The sequence below is a fragment of the Streptomyces sp. NPDC001156 genome (assembly GCF_053598275.1).
Genome location: NZ_JBSFJX010000171.1, coordinates 1 through 17,659, shown reverse-complemented (window position 1 = coordinate 17,659; position 17,659 = coordinate 1). Strand labels below are relative to the sequence as shown.

The window sequence follows — 17,659 nt, the reverse complement described above, 5'->3', positions numbered from 1 at the left end:
CCCGGCTGGTGTTGATCGTGTAAGAGCTGCTGGTCGCTGACCCGCAGCCAACGTGAGCCAGGAATCCCCCTGCTTCAGCTGGGGGAGGATTCAATTGTCGACGGCCGCTCACCGGGCGCCCGGTCACCAGGCCCAGATCACCGGCGGCCGGTCTCCGGGCTCCGGTCGCCCTCAGCCCAGCGCAGCCTCGTCGACGATCATGTCCGTGACGGCCTGGAGGCCCCCGTTCGCCAGCGCTCGGCGCTGCCGCTCCGCGCCCGTGCCCTGCCGCAGCAGACGCTGCACCAGCGTGGTCACCTCAGGGGAGTCGCCGGCGGCGTCCAGCGCGGCGGAGACATGCTCCAGAAGCCCGTGGACCGCGTCGGCCGCCTGGCAGCGACAGCCCTCGGGAGCGATCAGTTCCCCGCTCAGCCCGTAGCGGGCCGCCTGCCACATGGCGACCTCCACCAGCTCCGGCTCCCACTCGGGCTGCGGGACACCCGCGTCGGCCTCCCGCATGGCGGTGTCGACCAAGGCGCGCACCAGACCGGCGAACATCACCGCGTCGTCGATGCGCAGCTGGATGTCCAGGCAGCGCACCTCCACCGTGGGGTACCGCTCGGACAGGCGGGCCTGCCAGTACAACTGGCCGGTGTCACCGATCACGCCCGCATCCAGCAGCCGCTGGATGCGCCGGTCGTAGTCGATCTCATCCGCGAAGTGCGGTGGCACACCGCTGACCGGCCATCGGTCGAAGATGATCGTGCGCCAGCTCGCGAAGCCCGTGTCGTGCCCCTCCCACATGGGTGAGTTCGCCGCCATGGCCGTCAGCGTCGGCAACCACAGCCGCAGCCGGTTGAGCACCTGCACACCCATGCTCCGGCTCGGTACCGCCACATGCACATGCATGCCATTGACCATCTGCTCGGCCACCAGTTGCGGCGCCTGCCGCTGCATGACCCGATAGCGCTCCGTGTCGGTGACGGCCACCGGCAGACCCTCCGCCAGCGGCGGCGTGCCGCTGGCCAGCATCCGGCAGCCGTGCGCCTGTGCCGCCCCGGTCACCGCACTCCGCAGACGCAGCAGATGTCCCCGGACCTCCTCGAGGGTGTCGCATACGGGGGTGTCGACCTCCACCTGGGCGCGCAGCAGTTCGGAATGCACCTCATCGGCGGTCACGAACGGCGCCAGACCGGCCGAGGCCCGCACCTTCTCCCCCTGCGCCGCCAAACGACCGGTTTCCTGATCGATCAGCAAATACTCCTCTTCGACCCCAACCGTCGCCATCGCTGTCCTTCCTGTGCCCGCCACCTCACATGCTGCAGCGGGGACCGGGTTCCGGCCCGGCGCCGCGCCGCCCTTCTGCCCACCCCCGGTCGGCTTCAGGCTGCGCAGGGCAAGTTCCGCGGCCAGGGTCGCTCAAACCTGATCCCGGGCGGGGCCGCCGAGCACGACCTCGGCGGTCAGGCGCGTCGCCGGGCTCTGCGACCTGCCCCTTCTTCGTCAATCGCGGCAACGCACCCCGAGTGGCGGGGCATTGAAGCGGTCGGCTAGGTCGTCTCCAGGGCCCCCCGGGACGCGCGGCGGACTCCGGCTCCCCCGGCGCGTCAACAGGTACGGGCCGGGTACCCGCGAGACGAAGGATCGCAGCAGGGAGGGACACGATGAGCAGATCATCGATGAGGGCAGTGGGGTGGGCTCGCTCCCTGCCGCTGGACAGCGGGGTGAAGGCGGCACGTGACTGGGCTCGCCGGCACCTCGAGTCTCTGGGCTGGACCGAGCAGGCGCCGCAGACGGTGGACGCGGTCCTGCTGACCATCTCGGAACTGGTGACCAACGCCCACGTGCACGCACACAGTTCCGCGCAGCTCGTCCTGGCGTGGGACACCCGCTGTCTGCACGTGGCCGTCCACGACGCCTCCCCCGAGCTGCCCGCACCCCGCCCGCCGAGCGACGACCGCCTCGGCGGACGCGGCATGCTGCTCGTGGATGCGCTCGCCGACGAGTGGCAGGCCCGGCCCTGCCCCGACGGCAAGATCGTCGACGCGTGCTTCCGACCGCCTCCTGCCACCCGGCCGACCGACGAGTCCTCAGCGGCGGAGTAGACGAATTCCGCGAGCCGTACGCGGCGCACCAAGGAACGTGGGAGAGGGGCCGTGGCGGGGCGGCCATACCTGCGCGGCGGGCGCGGGGACGCCGTGCGGTCACGCCTTTCAGGCGTCCGCCGGGGCGGGCCGTCTGCGCAGGCGGCGCAGCATGCGGGCATTCTCGAATCCCACCTCGCGCGCGGCACTCTCCATGGTCGTGCCGTGGCCCAGCAGGTGTTCGGCCCGTTCCAGCCTCAGGGTCTGCTGGTAGCGCAACGGGGTCAGCCCCTGGGTGGCACGGCCGAAACGGCGGGTGAGCGTACGGGAGCTGACACCGGCGTACGACGCCAGCGCGGCCAGCGGCAGCTGCTCAGCGAAGCGCTCGTCGATCAGGTCCTGGACGCGGTGCACGGCGTCGTCCAGGTGGGCCCGGTGCCGGAGCATGGCGCTGGACTGGGACTCATGGCCGTTGCGGCGCGTGTGGACGACCATCTCCCGGGCGACGCGGGCGGCAAGCGCCGGACCGTGCCGCACCGCGACCAGGTGCAGGGCGAGGTCGATTCCACTGGCGATACCGGCCGAGGTCACCACCCGGTCGTCCGTGGTGAACAGGACGTCCCGTACGACGATCGCCCCTGGGTAGCGGGCCGCCAGCTCGTCCTGCACATCGTGGTGGGTGGTGCAGCGGCGCCCGTCCAGCAGCCCCGCCCGGCCGAGTGCCTCCGCCCCGGCGCACACGCTGGCGACCGTGCCGCCGGCCGCGTGGTGGGTGCGCAGCCGTCGCAGCACGCCGTCGCCGATCGTCGGGCCGTCGCGCAGAGTGGGCCCGCGCCAGCCCGGCACCACGACGAGGTCGTCGGCGCGCAGCCCGGGCCACTCGGTGGCCGCGAGCAGCGGCAGTCCCTGGGCGCTCGGGACCTGCGCGCACTCGCCCACGTAGGCCAGCTCGTACGGCCGCCCCAGTTGCGCCACCGTGCTGAAGACCTGGGCAGGGCCGGCCAGGTCGAGCAGGTGCACTCCCGGCAGCAGGACGAAGACGACCTGGGTCACGCGCCGGCCGCCTCCGCCTCCAGTTCGGCAACTGTGGCGATGCGGGCGAACCGGTCGCGGAGGACCGCCACGGTGCGTTCGATGATCGCGGCGGGACTCAGCTCGCCGATCGGATGGGTGGCGGTGGCGTCGGTCACGAACACCATGCGGTAGCCGAGGTCGCTGCCGACCCGGGTGGTGGTCTCGACGCACTGCTCGGTGCGGATGCCGCACACGCGCAGCTCGCGGATGCCCGCCTCGGTGAGGAACTGCTGGAGGTTGGTGGTGGTGAAGGCGTTGTGCGACGTCTTGTGGAGCACCGGTTCGCCCGGCCGCGGCCCGTCCAGCTCCTGAAACAGGCGGACGTGGCCCGAGGCCGGGTCGAAGACGCCTTCCGAGCCGGGCTCGGTGTGCAGCACCCAGACGACCGGTTCGCCGGCGGCGCGGGCCAGCGCGGCCAGCCGGTTGACCCGCTCGGCGATCTTCGGGTCGGAGATCCGGTCCCACAGCGGGTGAGCCCGGAACGACTCCTGGACATCGATGACGATCAGTGCGCGATTCATGGCACTGATTCTGACCTGGCGGCACGCGCCGGGCGCAGGCCCGATCAGGGCTCGTGGCGGACCGATCCGGTCACACACTGCCGCGACGGCTTGGCCTCTCGGTGACGGTTCCCACCTCCTGGCCTGTGGTTCTGGCCACAATCCGGTCCCCAGAGGGGTCCGTGGTGACGGCGGTCACCACGCGAGGAAGTCGATTTGTCTACGTTCGCAGTTCCGCGTCCCCTTCCATGCGAACTGCGGAGGCTTGCTCCACGATGCCCCACGGACTGTTCCCCACGCCGCGCCCTGATGTCGCGACCAGGCGCCGGGTCAAGCGCGTCGTCGCCTGCGCGGGCGTGCTCCTGGCGTCGGCGACGGCGCTCTTCTCGGCCGGCGCCCTCGACCCGTCACCGGCGACGGCCGCCACCTCCCCGGTTCAGGACGGCACCGCGCCCGCGAGACCGGCGCCGGTGCAGCCCCAGGACAGCACCCCCCAGCAGCCCCAGCAGCCCCAGCAGCCCCAGCAGCCCCAGCAGCCCCAGCAGCCGCAGAACAAGGCCCGGGTGACGGCCGCGGTGTACGGCCTGGACGGCGGCGGCAAGCGCCCCGCCCTCTCCGGCCAGGACACGCCCTACGACACCGCGAGCATCGTGAAGGTCGACATCCTCGCCGCCGTGCTGCTTCAGGCACAGGACGCGGGCCGGCCTCTCACCGCGCAGGAGAACAGCCTTGCGCGGGCGATGATCCAGCACAGCGACAACGCCTCCGCCAACGCCCTGTGGCGTGAGATCGGCCAGGCGCCGGGACTGGCGGCCGCCAACAAGCGGCTCGGGCTGACCTCGACGCAGGGCGGCGCCGGGTTCCTGTGGGGACTCACCCGGACGACGGCAAGTGATCAGATACGGCTGCTGCGCGCGGTCTTCGAGTCCGGCCCCTCGGCCCAGGCGGGCTCCCGGGCACTCCACGAGCCGGCGCGCGGCTACATCAGGACGCTGATGACCCGCATAGCGGCCGATCAGTCCTGGGGCGTGTCGGCGGCGGCCGGCAACGGCTGGGCGTTGAAGAACGGCTGGCTTCAGCGCACCACGACCGGGCTGTGGGACATCAACAGCATCGGAGAGGTCTCGAAGAACGGTCACCACTATCTGGTGGCGGTCCTCTCGGACGGCAACCCGACGATGCAGGACGGCGTTTCGCTCGTGGAGCGCACCGCACAGGCAGCCGTGTCCTCGGCGTCCGCGCACTGACAGGACACCGTCGGCACGAGCAAATGAGTGGGGGCCCGGTTCAGTGAACCGGGCCCCCACTCATTTCCGTCAGGCGCGGCGACCGCCCACCCTCACCAGCGGTACCAGCGACCCCTGCGTCCACCACCACCGGCGGGCCGGACGACGAAGCCCAGCAGCCACACCACCAGCACGATGACCGCGATCCACCACAGGGCCTTCAGTGCGAATCCCGCACCGAAGAGGATCAGGGCGAGCAACAGAACCAGAAGAAGGGGCACCATAGTTATCAACCTCCGTCGCTCCGGGTGCCCCCGAAGTGGGGGCACAAGCGCTCGATCAGCGATGTTTCTTCACGGGCCCTGCGGGAACGCTTTTCAGCTTCTCCAAGCTCCCGAGGGCTGCGGAAACCCTTGGTCCGGCTGGGGACTTGCCGGAGACCTCCGAGGGCGGCGAGCGAACCACGGCCGGTTCGCCCGCCGTGCCGCGCAGGACGCGGCATGGTGCAGGAGGTGTCCGGCCGACGGATGCGTCAGGTGTGCAGCGCCTGGCGCAGGGCCTCAGTGGCCTGCGCGACCGCTGCCTTGGCCGCCTCGCTGTCGGCGAGCCCGTTGAGCATCACGAAGTCGTGAATGATGCGCGGGTAGTCGGTGTACGTGACGGACACGCCCGCGTCGCGCAGCTTGTCCGCGTATTCCCGGCCCTGGTCGTGCAGTACGTCACTGTCCGTGATGACCAGCGCCTGGGGCAGATCGCTCAGTTGGTCGGCGGTGGCACGCAGGGGCGAGGCGGTGGGCTGGGTGCGCACGGCGGTGTCGGGGGCGTACTGGTCCCAGAACCACTTCATGCCCGCGGCGGTGAGCCAGCAGCCGGTGGCGAACTGCTGGTACGAGGGGGAGTCGAACGATGCGTCGGTGACCGGGTAGAACAGCACCTGCTGGGCGAGCTTGGGGCCGCCGCGCTCCTTGGCCATCATGGTGACGGCGGCGGTCATGTTGCCGCCGACGCTGTCGCCGGCCACGGCCAGCCGGGAGCCGTCGACATTGATCTCGTTACCGTGTTCGGCGACCCACTGGGTGGCGGCGTAGGCCTGCTCGTTGGCGACCGGGTACTTCGCTTCGGGGGACCGGGTGTAGTTGACGAAGATCACCGCGGCCTTGGCGCCGTTGGCTATCTGCCGCACCAGCCGGTCGTGGGTGGAGGCGTCGCCGAGCACCCAGCCGCCGCCGTGGAAGTACATCACCGCCGGCAGCTTCCCGGTCGCGCCCTTCGGCCGGACTATGCGTATCGAGACCGTGCCGGTGGGGCCACCCGGTATGTCGCGCGTGGTGATGTCGGCGGGGAGCTTGTGCACCGGGTAGGCGGCCTGGAGGTCCAGGAGCGACGTGCGGGCGGCGTCGGGCGTTTGGTCCTGGATCGGCGGGCCGTCCGCCGCGGCAAGCTTGTCGAGGAAGGCCTGGGCGGTCGGCTCGAGCGTCACTGGGGGATCGCCGCAGGGCGCCTTGGGGGCAGCGGCGGCGGCCGGAGTGGCGAGGGCCGGGACGGCGGCGAACGTGGCGGCGGCGACCAGCGCCGTGATGCCGGACAGGCGCCTGCGCGGTGAGCGGGAGCGTCGGGTGGCGCTCATGGATGTCCTCCTTTCGAGGGGCACTTCCCCATGAGCGTTGCTGCGTTCGGCGTCAACCGGCCCGCCGGGCTGATCCGAAAGGGTGGTGGGGTGCGCCCGCCCAGGTGGACGGCGCAGGGGTGCCGTTTGAAACGGCCGACGCCACCGAGGACGACCCGGCAGAGGGATCGGCGCCCCCAGCGAGGGTCCCAGGACAGGGCGGTCCCCGCCTGCCGGCACCGGCGTGCGGGCACCGGTCACGCATGCCGTCCGCGTCCCCACGGCGCACGGGAAATCTGCGAGCGGGCGCACCGTGTCCGTGACCTGTCCGCTGTGGTTGTCGGTGAATTTCGCTGGCGGAGCCGCGCGCCGACGTTGAGGATCGCGGCATGCAGATCTTCCTGGAGACCGAACGGCTTGTGCTGCGCCCGTTCACCGACGCCGACGCCGATCACCTCTTCGCGCTCGACAACGACCCCGACGTCATGCACTTCATCAACGGCGGCAAGCCGGCCAGTCGCGAGGCAATCCGGACGCGGACACTGCCGCACCTGCTCCGTGACTACGCGGGCCTCGGTACCCGCGGCTACTGGGCCGCCGAGGAGAGGACGACCGGCGCGTTTCTGGGCTGGTTCGAGTTCCGCCCCCTGGACGACCTCAGCCCCGCCGTGGTCGAACTCGGCTATCGGCTCAACAGGACGGCGTGGGGCAGGGGTTACGCCACAGAGGGATCGCGGGCCCTGATCGACAAAGGCTTCACGGATCTTGGAGTGGAACGCGTAACCGCGAACACCATGGCGGTCAACGACCGGTCGCGGCGGGTGATGGAGAAGTCAGGGCTGACGTTCCTGCGGAACTTCACCGGGGACTGGCCCGACCCGATCGCAGGTTCCGAACACGGCGAAGTCGAGTACGAGATCACCCTCAGCGACTGGGAGAGCCGCCGACAGCCGTGAACTCCCCCGCTCGCCGCACGGGCGGGGGACGGTTCCGGCCGTCACATGTCGGCGAGCCGGAAGGACGAGCCGCCCGAACCGGTGCCGGCCACGGTGTTTTGCCCTCGCTGAGAGTGGAACCCGGAAGCCCGTGCTCACCACCGCACGCGCACCGAGGGAGTGCCTCACATGCAGCCAGTGACCAAAGGCCTGCTGTCGGGGGCAGCCGGAACCACCGTTCTGAACCTGACCACCTATGCCGACATGCTGCTCCGGGGCCGGCCGTCCAGCGACACGCCGGCCCAGGTCGCGGACCGTCTCGTCGACCGCACGGGTATCGACCTCCGGGACGGCCAAACGAAGTCCCATGGTGAGCGGGCCGTCGACGCACTCCTCGGATACGTCACCGGCCTCGGCGTCGGGGCGGCGTACGGGCTGATGCGGCGCGACGGCGGTCCGCCGTCCGTCTGGGCGGCAGGACCGCTGCTCGGCGCTGGGGCCATGGCGGGGAGCGACCTCCCTGCAGGGGCGTTGGGAGTGACTGACCCGGCCACCTGGGACCTGACCTCCTGGGCGTCCGACGTGGTACCGCATCTCGTCAATGGCTTCACCGCTCTGCCTGCGTGTACCGAGCGCTGTGCTGAGCGATGGCACGGACCGGCCGTGCGCATGCTTGGGCACACTCGGGATACGGGGTACGAGGAGGCCCGGACCCTGCCGGCCGCGGCCGACCGGACCGTCGTACGCGACGAACCTCAGCCTCTGGCACAAGGGGACGCGATCCGGCGGCGGCGCCGAGGCTACCGGGTCAGCGACGCCCTCAGCAGCAGCGGTGCTTCGGCAGGACGGTGGAACTGACGGGCCCCGAGGGACACCGGCACCGGGTCTCGGTGGTACCTGCCGGCCGGGCGCCGGCGACGCGTGAGGGAGAGGGAGGTTCGGGCATGGCCAAGGGCAGCGCCGCGGAGGTCGGCGGAGCGGACGAGGAAGCGGTGCGAGGCAACTTGCTGTTCGGTCCTGAACCCGACGTGGCGCGGGCGTCCGGGTATCCGGACGCCCCGCCGCGCATGGGCTTCTTCACCGACACCTCCGTGTGCATCGGCTGCAAGGCGTGCGAGGTGGCCTGCAAGGAGTGGAACTCCGTCCCCGAGGACGGTCTCGAACTGACCGGCATGTCCTACGACAACACCCAGGGCCTTGGCGCAGACACCTGGCGGCATGTGGCGTTCATCGAGCAACGCAAGCCGCTCGGCGGCCAGGAACCCGGTGTCGGACACCAGGACTTGGACGTCTTCGACGCCGCCCGGCACCTTGGCACCTCCCCGTCGTCCCCCGGCCCCGGCGCCACCGTGCCCCCGCCCGGCTCCGCGCCCCCGGGCGCACCGAGCGGAGCCGTCGCGCCCGTGTCACCGGACGGACGCACCGAACTTCGCTGGCTGATGGCCTCGGACGTGTGCAAGCACTGCACACACGCGGCCTGCCTGGACGTGTGCCCCACCGGGTCGCTGTTCCGCACCGAGTTCGGCACGGTGGTCGTCCAGGAGGACATCTGCAACGGCTGCGGCTACTGCGTGCCCGCCTGCCCGTACGGCGTCATCGACCAGCGGCGCGAGGACGGGCGGGCCTGGAAGTGCACCCTGTGTTACGACCGGCTCGGGTCAGGGATGGAACCGGCCTGCGCGAAGTCCTGCCCGACCGAATCCATCCAGTTCGGGCCGCTCGACGAGCTGCGCGAACGCGCCACCGCCCGCGTCGCCCAGCTTCATGCGACCGGCATCACCGACGCGCGCCTGTACGGCGAGGATCCCGAGGACGGTGTCGGCGGTGACGGCGCGTTCTTCCTGCTGCTGGACGAGCCCGAGGTCTACGGGCTGCCGCCGGACCCGGTCGTGACCACTCGCGATCTGCCCGCCATGTGGCGGCACGCGGCGGCGGCAGCCGTGTCGCTGGCCGCACTTGCAGCCGTCGGGTTCCTCAGGAGGCCGCGATGACAGGTTCGGACGTCACCCGTGACGGTGTGGAAGGGGCCCGCCCCGGACGCGACGCCCACACCGGCGCGCACACCGGTCGCCGTCGCCGCCGCCGCGAGCAACCCATGGTGCCCGACGCGCAGTTCTCCTCCTACTACGGCAAACCGATCCTCAACAAGCCGACGTGGCAGCCCCTCGACATCGCGGGCTATCTCTACCTCGGCGGTCTCGCCGGGGCCTCCTCTCTGCTGGCCGCCGGAGGACACGCCACGGGGCGCCCGGCCCTGGCCCGGACGGCGAAGCTGGGCGCGGCCGGCGCCATCTCGCTGTCGCTGGCCGCACTGGTGCACGACCTCGGCAGGCCCGCCCGCTTCGTCAACATGCTCCGCGTCTTCAAGCCCACCTCCCCGATGAGCGTGGGATCGTGGCTGCTCGCCGGCTACGCACCCCTTGCTATGACCGCCGCGGCGACCCATGTCGCCAACCGGTACCGCGTCATCGGCGCCGTCTCCACGGCGGGCGCCGCCGCCCTCGGACCGGCCGTCGCCACCTACACCGCCGTGCTCATCACCGACACCGCGGTGCCGTCCTGGCACGAGGGCTATCGCGAAATGCCGTTCGTCTTCGCGGGTTCCGCCGCGAGCGCCGCGGCCGGACTGGCGCTGGCCTGTTCGCCGGCGCAACAGGCACGGCCGGCTCACCGCATGGCGGTACTGGGGGCTGCTCTGGAGCTGGGCGCCTTCCGGCTGATGAAGCGGCGCCTCGGGCTGGCCGCCGAACCATATGAGCGTGGAAGGCCGCACATCCTGCTGCGCTCCGCCGAGGCCCTGACGGCAGGCGGTGCCGTCCTGGCGGCGTTCGCGAGCCGGCGGGGAACCCGGTGGCCGGCCGCGGCGGCGGGTGCGGCCCTGCTGGCCGGCTCGGCGGCCCTGCGCTTCGCCGTCTTCCACGCTGGAGTGGCCTCCGCAGAGGACCCCAAGTACACCGTCGTCCCGCAGCGGGACCGGTTGAAGGCGCGCGAGGGGTGACCGCACCGCCACAGCCGTCAGCGGCTTCAGGCAGATCCCAGTTGCCCGGCGAGGTCGACCATGTCGGTGGCCACCCGGTCGGCGGGGTGCAGGGCGGCCGGGTAGGGCTCGGGAGTCCGCCGGATCCAGGCGGCGGACAGCCCCGCCCGCACCGCACCGTCGAGGTCCCATGGATGCACGGAGACCAGCATGGCCTCGCCGGCCTCGACCGCCATGGCACCGAGCGCGTGGGCGTAGGCGCTCGGCGCGGGCTTCCAGCGGCCCGGGGCGCGGACGTCGAGGTGCATCTCGAAGCAGTCGGCGAGCCCGGCCCGCTCCACCACCGCCCGGGTCGTACCGGCCGAACCGTTCGTCAAGGTCACCAGACGGAGCCCGGCCTCGCGAAGGGCGCGCACGCCTTCGGGGACGTCTGGGTGCACGGGCAACTCGGGCAGCGCGTCCAGCACGTGGTCCACGGCCGCTCCGGGGTCCGGCCCGCCGGGCCGCTGCCGGGCCAGCAGGGTGCGCAGCACGTCCCGGGCCACATCGGCGAAGGAGACGCTGCCGCCCGCCAGCGACACCGCGATGCCATCGCGCAGCACGCTGACGAACCACACCGGCAGCAGGTCGCCGGGCAGACCGATGTCCGCGAGGCGGGCCGCGAGCGGGCCCATATCGGTGAGGGTTTCGTTGACGTCGAAGACCACGACGGATGGCCGGCCGTCAGGGGACACGCAGATCACCGCCCGGCACCCGGACCACGAGGGCGTCCGCCACCATCCGATCACTCCCGTTTGCACTGTTCGAGCCGAGGCCACCTGGACAATACGGGCACAGTCCGTGAGTCCGCGTGCTGACACACCGCCGACCGGAGTGCCCCCGCAGCGGTGGTCCACTCCTCATAGGCCGACGAAGCGCCGGTTTCGCTCGACCCCGGCCGGGTACTCAGCGGTGGCACCGAGGACCGGGAGCTTCGGGGAGCAGGCAGGACACCTCGTCGGGCCGCGCCCCCACTGGCCGGGTGGACGAGCACGAACGGCGGACCCGTACCGAGCACCACCGAAAGGGCCAAGGACATGGGCGTACGCACATGGATCGACTCCTGGCCGGTCTACCGCCAGCTCAAGGGAACGGATCCCCTGGGCCGCGGAGCCGCCGCCAAGAGCGGTGGCGGCGCGCGGGTCACCGCACGGACGGCCACCGCGGACCGCGTGGTCAAGTCGGTCTGCCCGTACTGCGCCGTCGGCTGCGGCCAGAACGTGTACGTCCAGGAGGGGCGGGTCACACAGATCGAGGGTGACCCCGACTCCCCCATCTCCCGTGGCCGTCTGTGTCCCAAGGGCGCGGCGAGCCTTCAGCTGACCACGGGTTCCGCCCGCGAGCACCAGGTCCTGTACCGGCGCCCGCACGGCACCGAGTGGGAACGTCTCGACCTCGACACGGCGATGGACATGATCGCCGACCGGGTGATCGAGGCACGCCGGACCGGCTGGGAGTGGGAGGTCGACAACCTCCGAACCCGGCGGACGCTCGGCATCGCCAGCCTCGGCGGGGCCACCATGGACAACGAAGAGAACTACCTGCTCAAGAAGCTGTTCACCGCCCTGGGTGCCATTCAGATCGAGAACCAGGCACGCGTTTGACACTCCTCCACGGTTCCCAGTCTGGGAACCTCGTTCGGACGCGGCGGCGCGACCACCTTCCAGCAGGACCTGCAGAACTCCGACTGCATCGTCATCCAGGGCTCGAACATGGCCGAGTGCCACCCGGTCGGGTTCCAGTGGGTGATGGAGGCCAAGGCCCGCGGAGCGAAGGTGATCCACGTCGACCCGCGGTTCACCCGCACCAGCGCCCTGGCCGATGTGCACGTGCCGCTGCGCGCGGGTTCGGACATCGCCTTCCTCGGCGGGATCATCAACTACGTCCTGGAGAACGACAAGTACTTCCGTGACTACGTGGTTGCCTACACCAACGCGCCCGTCGTGCTGCGCGAGGACTTCCGCGACACCGAGGACCTCGACGGTGTCTTCTCGGGTCTTGACCCCGACAGCCGCAGCTACGACAACGGCACCTGGCAGTACGAGGGTACGGAGATGCAGGCGGCTTCGGGTGAGCGTGACCAGGAGTACGACAAGCGAACCGAGGGCGGCAGGTCCCTCGCCGAGGCCGCGCGTGGCGAGGCCCACGGCTCGGGCGGCGCCGACATCGGTGAGGGCGAGCCGGAGCGCGACGAGACCCTGACCCATCCGCGCTGCGTCTTCCAGGTCCTCAAGCGGCACTACGCCCGCTACACCCCGGAGATGGTCGAGGAGATCTGCGGTGTGCCGCAGGACGTGTTCCGACAGGTCTGCGAACTGGTGACGGAGAACTCCGGACGCGAGCGGACCACCGCCATCGCCTATGCGGTCGGCTGGACGCAGCACACCGTGGGTGTCCAGTACATCCGTGCGGCCTGCGTTCTGCAGGGCCTGCTCGGCAACATCGGCCGGCCCGGCGGCGGCATCCTCGCCCTGCGCGGACACGCCTCCATTCAGGGCTCCACCGACATCCCCACCTTGTTCAACCTGCTGCCGGGATACATCCCGATACCGCACGCGCACCAGAACGAGGACCTCGACGCGTTCGTGCAGGCCGAGGCCGCGCGTAAGGGGTACTGGGGCAACATGCGCGCCTATCTGGTGAGCCTCCTCAAGGCGTACTGGGGCGACGCCGCGACCTCCGACAACGACTTCTGCTTCGACTACCTGCCGCGGCTGACGGGCAGCCACTCCACCTACGAGACGGTCACGGCCCAGCTGGAGGGCACCTGCAAGGGCTACTTCCTCATGGGGGAGAATCCCGCGGTCGGCTCGGCCAACGCCAAGATGCAGCGGCTGGGCATGGCCAATCTGGACTGGCTCGTCGTACGCGACTTCTCCCTGATCGAGTCGGCCACCTGGTGGAAGGACGGCCCGGAGATCGAGACCGGAGAGCTGCGCACCGAGGACATCCGCACCGAGGTGTTCTTCCTTCCGGCCGCCGCGCACACCGAGAAGGACGGCAGCTTCACCAACACCCAGCGTCTGCTGCAGTGGCACCACCAGGCCGTCGAGCCGCCCGGCGCATCCCGCAGCGACCTGTGGTTCACCTTCCACCTCGGGCGCATCATCCGGGAGAAGCTCGCCGCCTCCACCGACCCGATGGACCGGCCCGTACTCGATCTGACCTGGGACTACCCCACCAAGGGCAAGCACGCCGAACCGGAGGCGGAGGCGGTCCTCGCCGAGATCAACGGCCACGACGGCGACGGCGACCCGCTCGCGTCCTACGAACAGCTCAAGGCCGACGGTTCCACCGCCTGCGGGTGCTGGATCTACTGCGGGGTGTACGCCGACGGCGTCAACCAGGCGGCCCGCCGCAAGCCGGGCAAGGAGCAGAACTGGGTCGCGGCAGACTGGGCCTGGGCATGGCCGGCCAACCGCCGGATCCTGTACAACCGTGCCTCCGCCGACCCGGACGGCAAGCCGTGGAGCGAACGCAAGGCACTGGTGTGGTGGGACGAGGGGCAGTCGCAGTGGGCCGGCCACGACGTCCCCGACTTCACGAAGGACAAGTCACCCGGCTACCGGCCGCCCGAAGACGCGACCGGCCCGGAGGCGCTCTCGGGCACCGACGCGTTCATCATGCAGGCGGACGGCAAGGCCTGGCTGTATGTGCCGGCGGGCCTCACCGACGGTCCCCTGCCCACCCACTACGAACCGCAGGAGTCTCCCTTCCCGAACCTTCTGTACCGTCAGCAGCGCAATCCGGTACGGCAGTTGCGGCCGACACACCCCGGCAACCGCTACCAGCCCAGCGGTGGCGAACCCGGATCGGAGGTGTTCCCCTATGTCGCCACCACCTACCGGCTCACCGAGCACCACACCGCGGGCGGCATGTCCCGTTGGCAGCCCTACCTGGCCGAGCTGCAGCCGGAGTTCTTCTGCGAGGTGTCGCCGGAACTCGCCGCGGAGCGCGGGCTGGAACACACCGGCTGGGCGACGATCGTCAGCGCCCGCAACGTGATCGAGGCCCGGGTACTGGTCACCGACCGGATGGCGCCCCTGACGGTCCAGGGGCGGACCCTGCACCAGGTCGGGCTTCCCTACCACTGGGGGCCGAACGGCTACACCACGGGGGACGCGGCCAACGAACTGCTCCACTTGGCCCTCGACCCCAACACCCATATCCAGGAGTCCAAGGCCTTCGCGTGCGACATCCGGCCGGGACGCCGCCCAAGGGGCCCGGCCGCCGTCGAGTTCGTGCGCGCCTACCAGGCGCGGGCGGGCATCGGGGAACGCACCGGCACGGAGATCTGACCCACAGGGGCCGGTCGCGGGTCTCACGTCAGCACGATCGAGTGGGGCCCGCGCGGGACCAGTTCCCCGACCACCGGCGCCCCGGGCACCTCCCCGGCCACCAGCAACCCGCCGGAGGTCTGCGCGTCGGCAAGGAGGAGCCGGGTGTCGGCGTCCGTACCCCCGAAGTCCGTGAACGGCGCCACCCATTCGAGGTTCCGCTTGGTGCCGCCGCTCACGTACCCGTCCCGTACCGCCTCCCGTGCGCCGTCCAGATACGGAACGACGGCCGTGTCCACCACTGCGGTCACCCCCGATGCCCGCGCCAGCTTGTGCAGATGTCCGAGAAGCCCGAATCCCGTGACATCGGTGGCGCACACCGCCCCGGCCGCCAGGGCCGCGGCCGCGGCATCGCGGTTGAGGGTCACCATGGTGGCGATCGCCTGCTCGAACCGCTCCCCCGTGGCCTTGTGCCGGTTGTTGAGCACGCCCAGGCCCAAGGGCTTGGTGAGCGACAGCGGCGTTCCGGGCCGACCCGCGTCGTTGCGCAGCAGCCGCGCGGGGTCGGCCAGTCCTGTCACGGCCATGCCGTACTTGGGCTCCGGGTCGTCGACGCTGTGCCCGCCGCCCACATGGCAGCCTGCCTCGGTGGCCACGTCCAGGCCGCCGCGCAGCACCTCGCGCGCCAAGTCGAAGGAGAGCACATCGCGGGGCCAGGCAAGAAGATTGACGGCGAGCACCGGGCGGCCGCCCATCGCATACACGTCGGAGAGGGCGTTGGCCGCGGCGATGCGGCCCCAGTCGTACGGGTCGTCCACGACGGGGGTGAAGAAGTCGGCCGTGGACACCACCGCTTGGGCGGGGGCACCTTTGTGGGCGGGCAGGGCGACGACGGCCGCGTCGTCGCCGGTGGCCAGACCGACGAGAAGCGGCGTGTCGCCCGAGGCGGGCGAGAGAGTCAGTCCGCCGAGCACGTCCTCCAGCTCACCGGGCGGGATCTTGCAGGCGCAGCCGCCGCCGTGGGCGAACTGCGTGAGCCGTACGGGTGTTTCGCGCGTGGTGGTCATTGCGGGTCTCCAGGGGGGGTGTTGGGTGCTGCCGCACGGCGGTGCGCCGTGCGTGGAGGGGGATCGCCGTACGGCCCCGTCGAACCTGTCGCGATCCGGTCCTGTCCGGTCCTTTCCGGGATCGCGGCCCGGTGTTGTCCGGGATCGCACGGCCGTGCCGACTCGGCGGTGTGGCCGACGAGTGGTGCGGAGCCTTTCGGGTAGCCTCACCAGCGGTGGAGGCGTGTGGGTGCCTGGTGGCCCTCCCGGTCTTCAAAACCGAGGTGCCCGAGGATCTCGGGCAGGCGGGTTCGATTCCCGTCCGCCTCCGCTCCCCAGCAGCATCAATGCAAAGCCCGGCCAAACATGGGCCTAACGTGTCTGCCTCCCCTCCCCTAACCTCCCCTGCATGGCGAGCATCAGACCGCGCAAACGCAAGGACGGAACCGCGATCTACCAAGTCCGCTGGCTCCAAGGCGGCCGAGGCGGCGACTGGGAGGGCGAGAAGTTCGGCGACGAGGGGTCGGCCGAGCAGTTCAAGAGACTCGTCGACGCACACGGCCAGCAGTGGCCGCCTGGATGGGTCAAGGGCAAGGGCTTCGTCGAGGAGCCGGTCCAGCCGGGCGACATGCCTGTCGTCGACTGGGCGCACCGCTGCATCGATCGCCTTACCGGCATCGACAAGCGGACCCGCGGGGACTACCACCGCGACGTGGACAACCATTTCTCGATCATCCGCCACACCGAGCCCTCCGGCCGCGTTGTCGACGCCACCATCTGCAATCTGACTGCGGATGACGTACAGGACTGGGTGCGCGCGGAAGAGGCCGGCGAGCGCGAGGCGGACGACCCGCAGAAGTGGAAGCGGCGCAAGTCGCACCCTAAGAGCATCGCAAACCGCCACGGACTGCTGTCGAGCATCGTCCAAGTGGCCGTCGAGACTGAGCCGCCGCTGCGATCGAAGAACTGCTGCCGAGGGACGCGGCTGCCCCGGGTCGACGATGGCATCGAAGAAGAGATGTGCTTCCTGGAGCACGACGAGTACGCGCGTATCGCAGCAGAGATCGCGGACCCACATGCCCGGGACCTGGCGGACTGGCTGGTCGGCACCGGAATGCGGTGGGGTGAGGCAACGGCGCTTCAGGTCAGGGACGTCAATCTGCAACGGAACACCGTGAGCGTGCAGCGCGCTTGGAAGCGGGCCGCACCCGGCGAGGGAGGACCGTCGTATTTCCTCGGCCCGCCGAAGACGAGGCGTGCGCGTCGCGTGATCGCCCTGACGGACACACAGATGGACATGCTCCGCCGGCGCATGGCGGGTAGGAAGCCCGAAGACCTGATCTTCCAAACGCCGCTGGGTAAGAGCTGGCGGCATGACAACTTCTGGCGGCGGCGGTGGGTGCCGGCGGTCGATGCGGCGATCGCGAAGGGGTTGCCGAAGCGTCCGAGAATTCACGACCTGCGCCATACGCATGTGTCATGGCTGATTGCGGAGCGGATCCCGCTGCCTGCAATCCAGGCCCGGCTGGGGCATGAGTCGATCACGACGACCGTAGACCGGTACGGGCACCTAGTGCAGGCCCTCGACGGCGAGATCCGTGCCGCCGTCGAGGCCGCAATGGCCGACCCCGCTCGAACGCCGGGGTTGACGCGAGTCATGTAGTGCTAGTGCCGCATCAGGCAACGTTCGCCCTGTCGACCACGACTCGAAGCCGTTGATCGTCGGCGTGACGGTTTCGCCAGATGATGTAGCGGCGGATCATGCTGCCCTGCTCCTTGTGGCTGGCGTGGTCGGTGCCGTCCAGTGCGAAGTAGCGCAGAGCGGTGAACTGGGCCTCGATGCGGTTCAGCCAGGAGCTGTTGGTCGGCGTGTAGGCGAACTCGACGTTGTTGGCCGCGGCCCAGTCGCCGACCCG

The 17,659-nt window shown here is 70.7% G+C and carries 15 protein-coding genes, 1 tRNA gene and 1 pseudogene; 9 read left to right on the top strand and 8 right to left on the bottom strand.

Annotation, left to right across the window (positions count from 1 at the left end):
- Positions 1–171 precede the first annotated feature (171 nt).
- Positions 172–1,266 (bottom strand): carboxylate-amine ligase, encoded by a 1,095-nt coding sequence (locus ACWDA7_RS40445; protein ID WP_450611487.1) that lies wholly within the window; start codon positions 1,264–1,266, stop codon positions 172–174.
- 377 nt (positions 1,267–1,643) lie between these two features.
- On the opposite strand from ACWDA7_RS40445, the gene ACWDA7_RS40440 reads away from it, so the two are divergent.
- Positions 1,644–2,084 carry an ATP-binding protein gene (locus ACWDA7_RS40440; protein WP_450611485.1) on the top strand — a complete coding sequence of 147 codons (441 nt, stop codon included), beginning with the start codon at positions 1,644–1,646 and terminating at the stop codon, positions 2,082–2,084.
- 108 nt (positions 2,085–2,192) lie between these two features.
- Here ACWDA7_RS40440 and ACWDA7_RS40435 read toward each other — a convergent pair whose 3' ends face one another.
- Complete coding sequence (locus ACWDA7_RS40435; RefSeq protein ID WP_450611483.1) at positions 2,193–3,116, bottom strand: GlxA family transcriptional regulator; 924 nt, start codon at positions 3,114–3,116, stop codon at positions 2,193–2,195.
- Positions 3,113–3,658, bottom strand: coding sequence for a cysteine hydrolase family protein (locus ACWDA7_RS40430; RefSeq protein ID WP_450611481.1), 546 nt, complete (start codon positions 3,656–3,658; stop codon positions 3,113–3,115). Before ACWDA7_RS40430 ends, ACWDA7_RS40435 begins: the two co-directional genes overlap by 4 nt.
- Positions 3,659–3,912: 254 nt before the next feature.
- On the opposite strand from ACWDA7_RS40430, the gene ACWDA7_RS40425 reads away from it, so the two are divergent.
- Entirely contained in the window at positions 3,913–4,884 is a 972-nt protein-coding gene (locus ACWDA7_RS40425; RefSeq protein ID WP_450611479.1) for a serine hydrolase, read from the top strand.
- Positions 4,885–4,976: 92 nt separating this feature from the next.
- Here ACWDA7_RS40425 and ACWDA7_RS40420 read toward each other — a convergent pair whose 3' ends face one another.
- Both ACWDA7_RS40420 and ACWDA7_RS40415 read right to left on the bottom strand, forming a co-directional pair.
- The gene (locus tag ACWDA7_RS40420; RefSeq protein ID WP_398172262.1) at positions 4,977–5,147 is read right to left on the bottom strand and encodes a hydrophobic protein; all 171 of its coding nucleotides are present in this window, start codon (positions 5,145–5,147) and stop codon (positions 4,977–4,979) included.
- 248 nt (positions 5,148–5,395) lie between these two features.
- Positions 5,396–6,490, bottom strand: a complete 1,095-nt coding sequence (locus ACWDA7_RS40415; RefSeq protein WP_450611477.1) for an alpha/beta hydrolase — start codon at positions 6,488–6,490, stop codon at positions 5,396–5,398.
- 368 nt (positions 6,491–6,858) lie between these two features.
- Between ACWDA7_RS40415 and ACWDA7_RS40410 the strand changes: the two genes are divergently transcribed.
- The 4 genes from ACWDA7_RS40410 to nrfD all read left to right on the top strand — a co-directional run bounded on the left by ACWDA7_RS40410 (position 6,859) and on the right by nrfD (position 10,402).
- The gene (locus tag ACWDA7_RS40410) at positions 6,859–7,425 is read left to right on the top strand and encodes a GNAT family N-acetyltransferase (protein ID WP_450611475.1); all 567 of its coding nucleotides are present in this window, start codon (positions 6,859–6,861) and stop codon (positions 7,423–7,425) included.
- 168 nt (positions 7,426–7,593) lie between these two features.
- Positions 7,594–8,262 carry a hypothetical protein gene (locus ACWDA7_RS40405; protein ID WP_450611473.1) on the top strand — a complete coding sequence of 223 codons (669 nt, stop codon included), beginning with the start codon at positions 7,594–7,596 and terminating at the stop codon, positions 8,260–8,262.
- A gap of 86 nt (positions 8,263–8,348) precedes the next feature.
- Positions 8,349–9,395, top strand: coding sequence for a 4Fe-4S dicluster domain-containing protein (locus ACWDA7_RS40400; RefSeq protein WP_450611471.1), 1,047 nt, complete (start codon positions 8,349–8,351; stop codon positions 9,393–9,395).
- Positions 9,392–10,402: an NrfD/PsrC family molybdoenzyme membrane anchor subunit gene (gene nrfD / locus ACWDA7_RS40395; RefSeq protein ID WP_450611469.1), complete on the top strand. Its 1,011-nt coding sequence runs from the start codon at positions 9,392–9,394 to the stop codon at positions 10,400–10,402. Before ACWDA7_RS40400 ends, nrfD begins: the two co-directional genes overlap by 4 nt.
- Before the next feature lie 26 nt (positions 10,403–10,428).
- On the opposite strand, the gene ACWDA7_RS40390 is transcribed toward nrfD, so the two are convergent.
- A complete protein-coding gene (locus ACWDA7_RS40390) occupies positions 10,429–11,115 on the bottom strand; it encodes a haloacid dehalogenase type II (protein WP_450611467.1) in 687 nt (228 codons plus the stop codon).
- A 342-nt stretch (positions 11,116–11,457) separates the two neighbouring features.
- On the opposite strand from ACWDA7_RS40390, the gene fdh reads away from it, so the two are divergent.
- Positions 11,458–14,718: a formate dehydrogenase gene (gene fdh, locus ACWDA7_RS40385; protein ID WP_450611465.1), complete on the top strand. Its 3,261-nt coding sequence runs from the start codon at positions 11,458–11,460 to the stop codon at positions 14,716–14,718.
- Between the two features lie 23 nt (positions 14,719–14,741).
- On the opposite strand, the gene selD is transcribed toward fdh, so the two are convergent.
- Complete coding sequence (selD, locus tag ACWDA7_RS40380) at positions 14,742–15,764, bottom strand: selenide, water dikinase SelD (protein WP_450611463.1); 1,023 nt, start codon at positions 15,762–15,764, stop codon at positions 14,742–14,744.
- Between the two features lie 217 nt (positions 15,765–15,981).
- On the opposite strand from selD, the gene ACWDA7_RS40375 reads away from it, so the two are divergent.
- Positions 15,982–16,074 (top strand) — tRNA-Sec (locus ACWDA7_RS40375).
- A 78-nt stretch (positions 16,075–16,152) separates the two neighbouring features.
- Positions 16,153–17,406 (top strand): tyrosine-type recombinase/integrase, encoded by a 1,254-nt coding sequence (locus ACWDA7_RS40370; RefSeq protein WP_450611461.1) that lies wholly within the window; start codon positions 16,153–16,155, stop codon positions 17,404–17,406.
- Positions 17,407–17,419: 13 nt separating this feature from the next.
- On the opposite strand, the pseudogene ACWDA7_RS40365 reads toward ACWDA7_RS40370, so the two are convergent.
- Positions 17,420–17,659: pseudogene (locus tag ACWDA7_RS40365) on the bottom strand (IS630 family transposase); the annotation flags it as partial.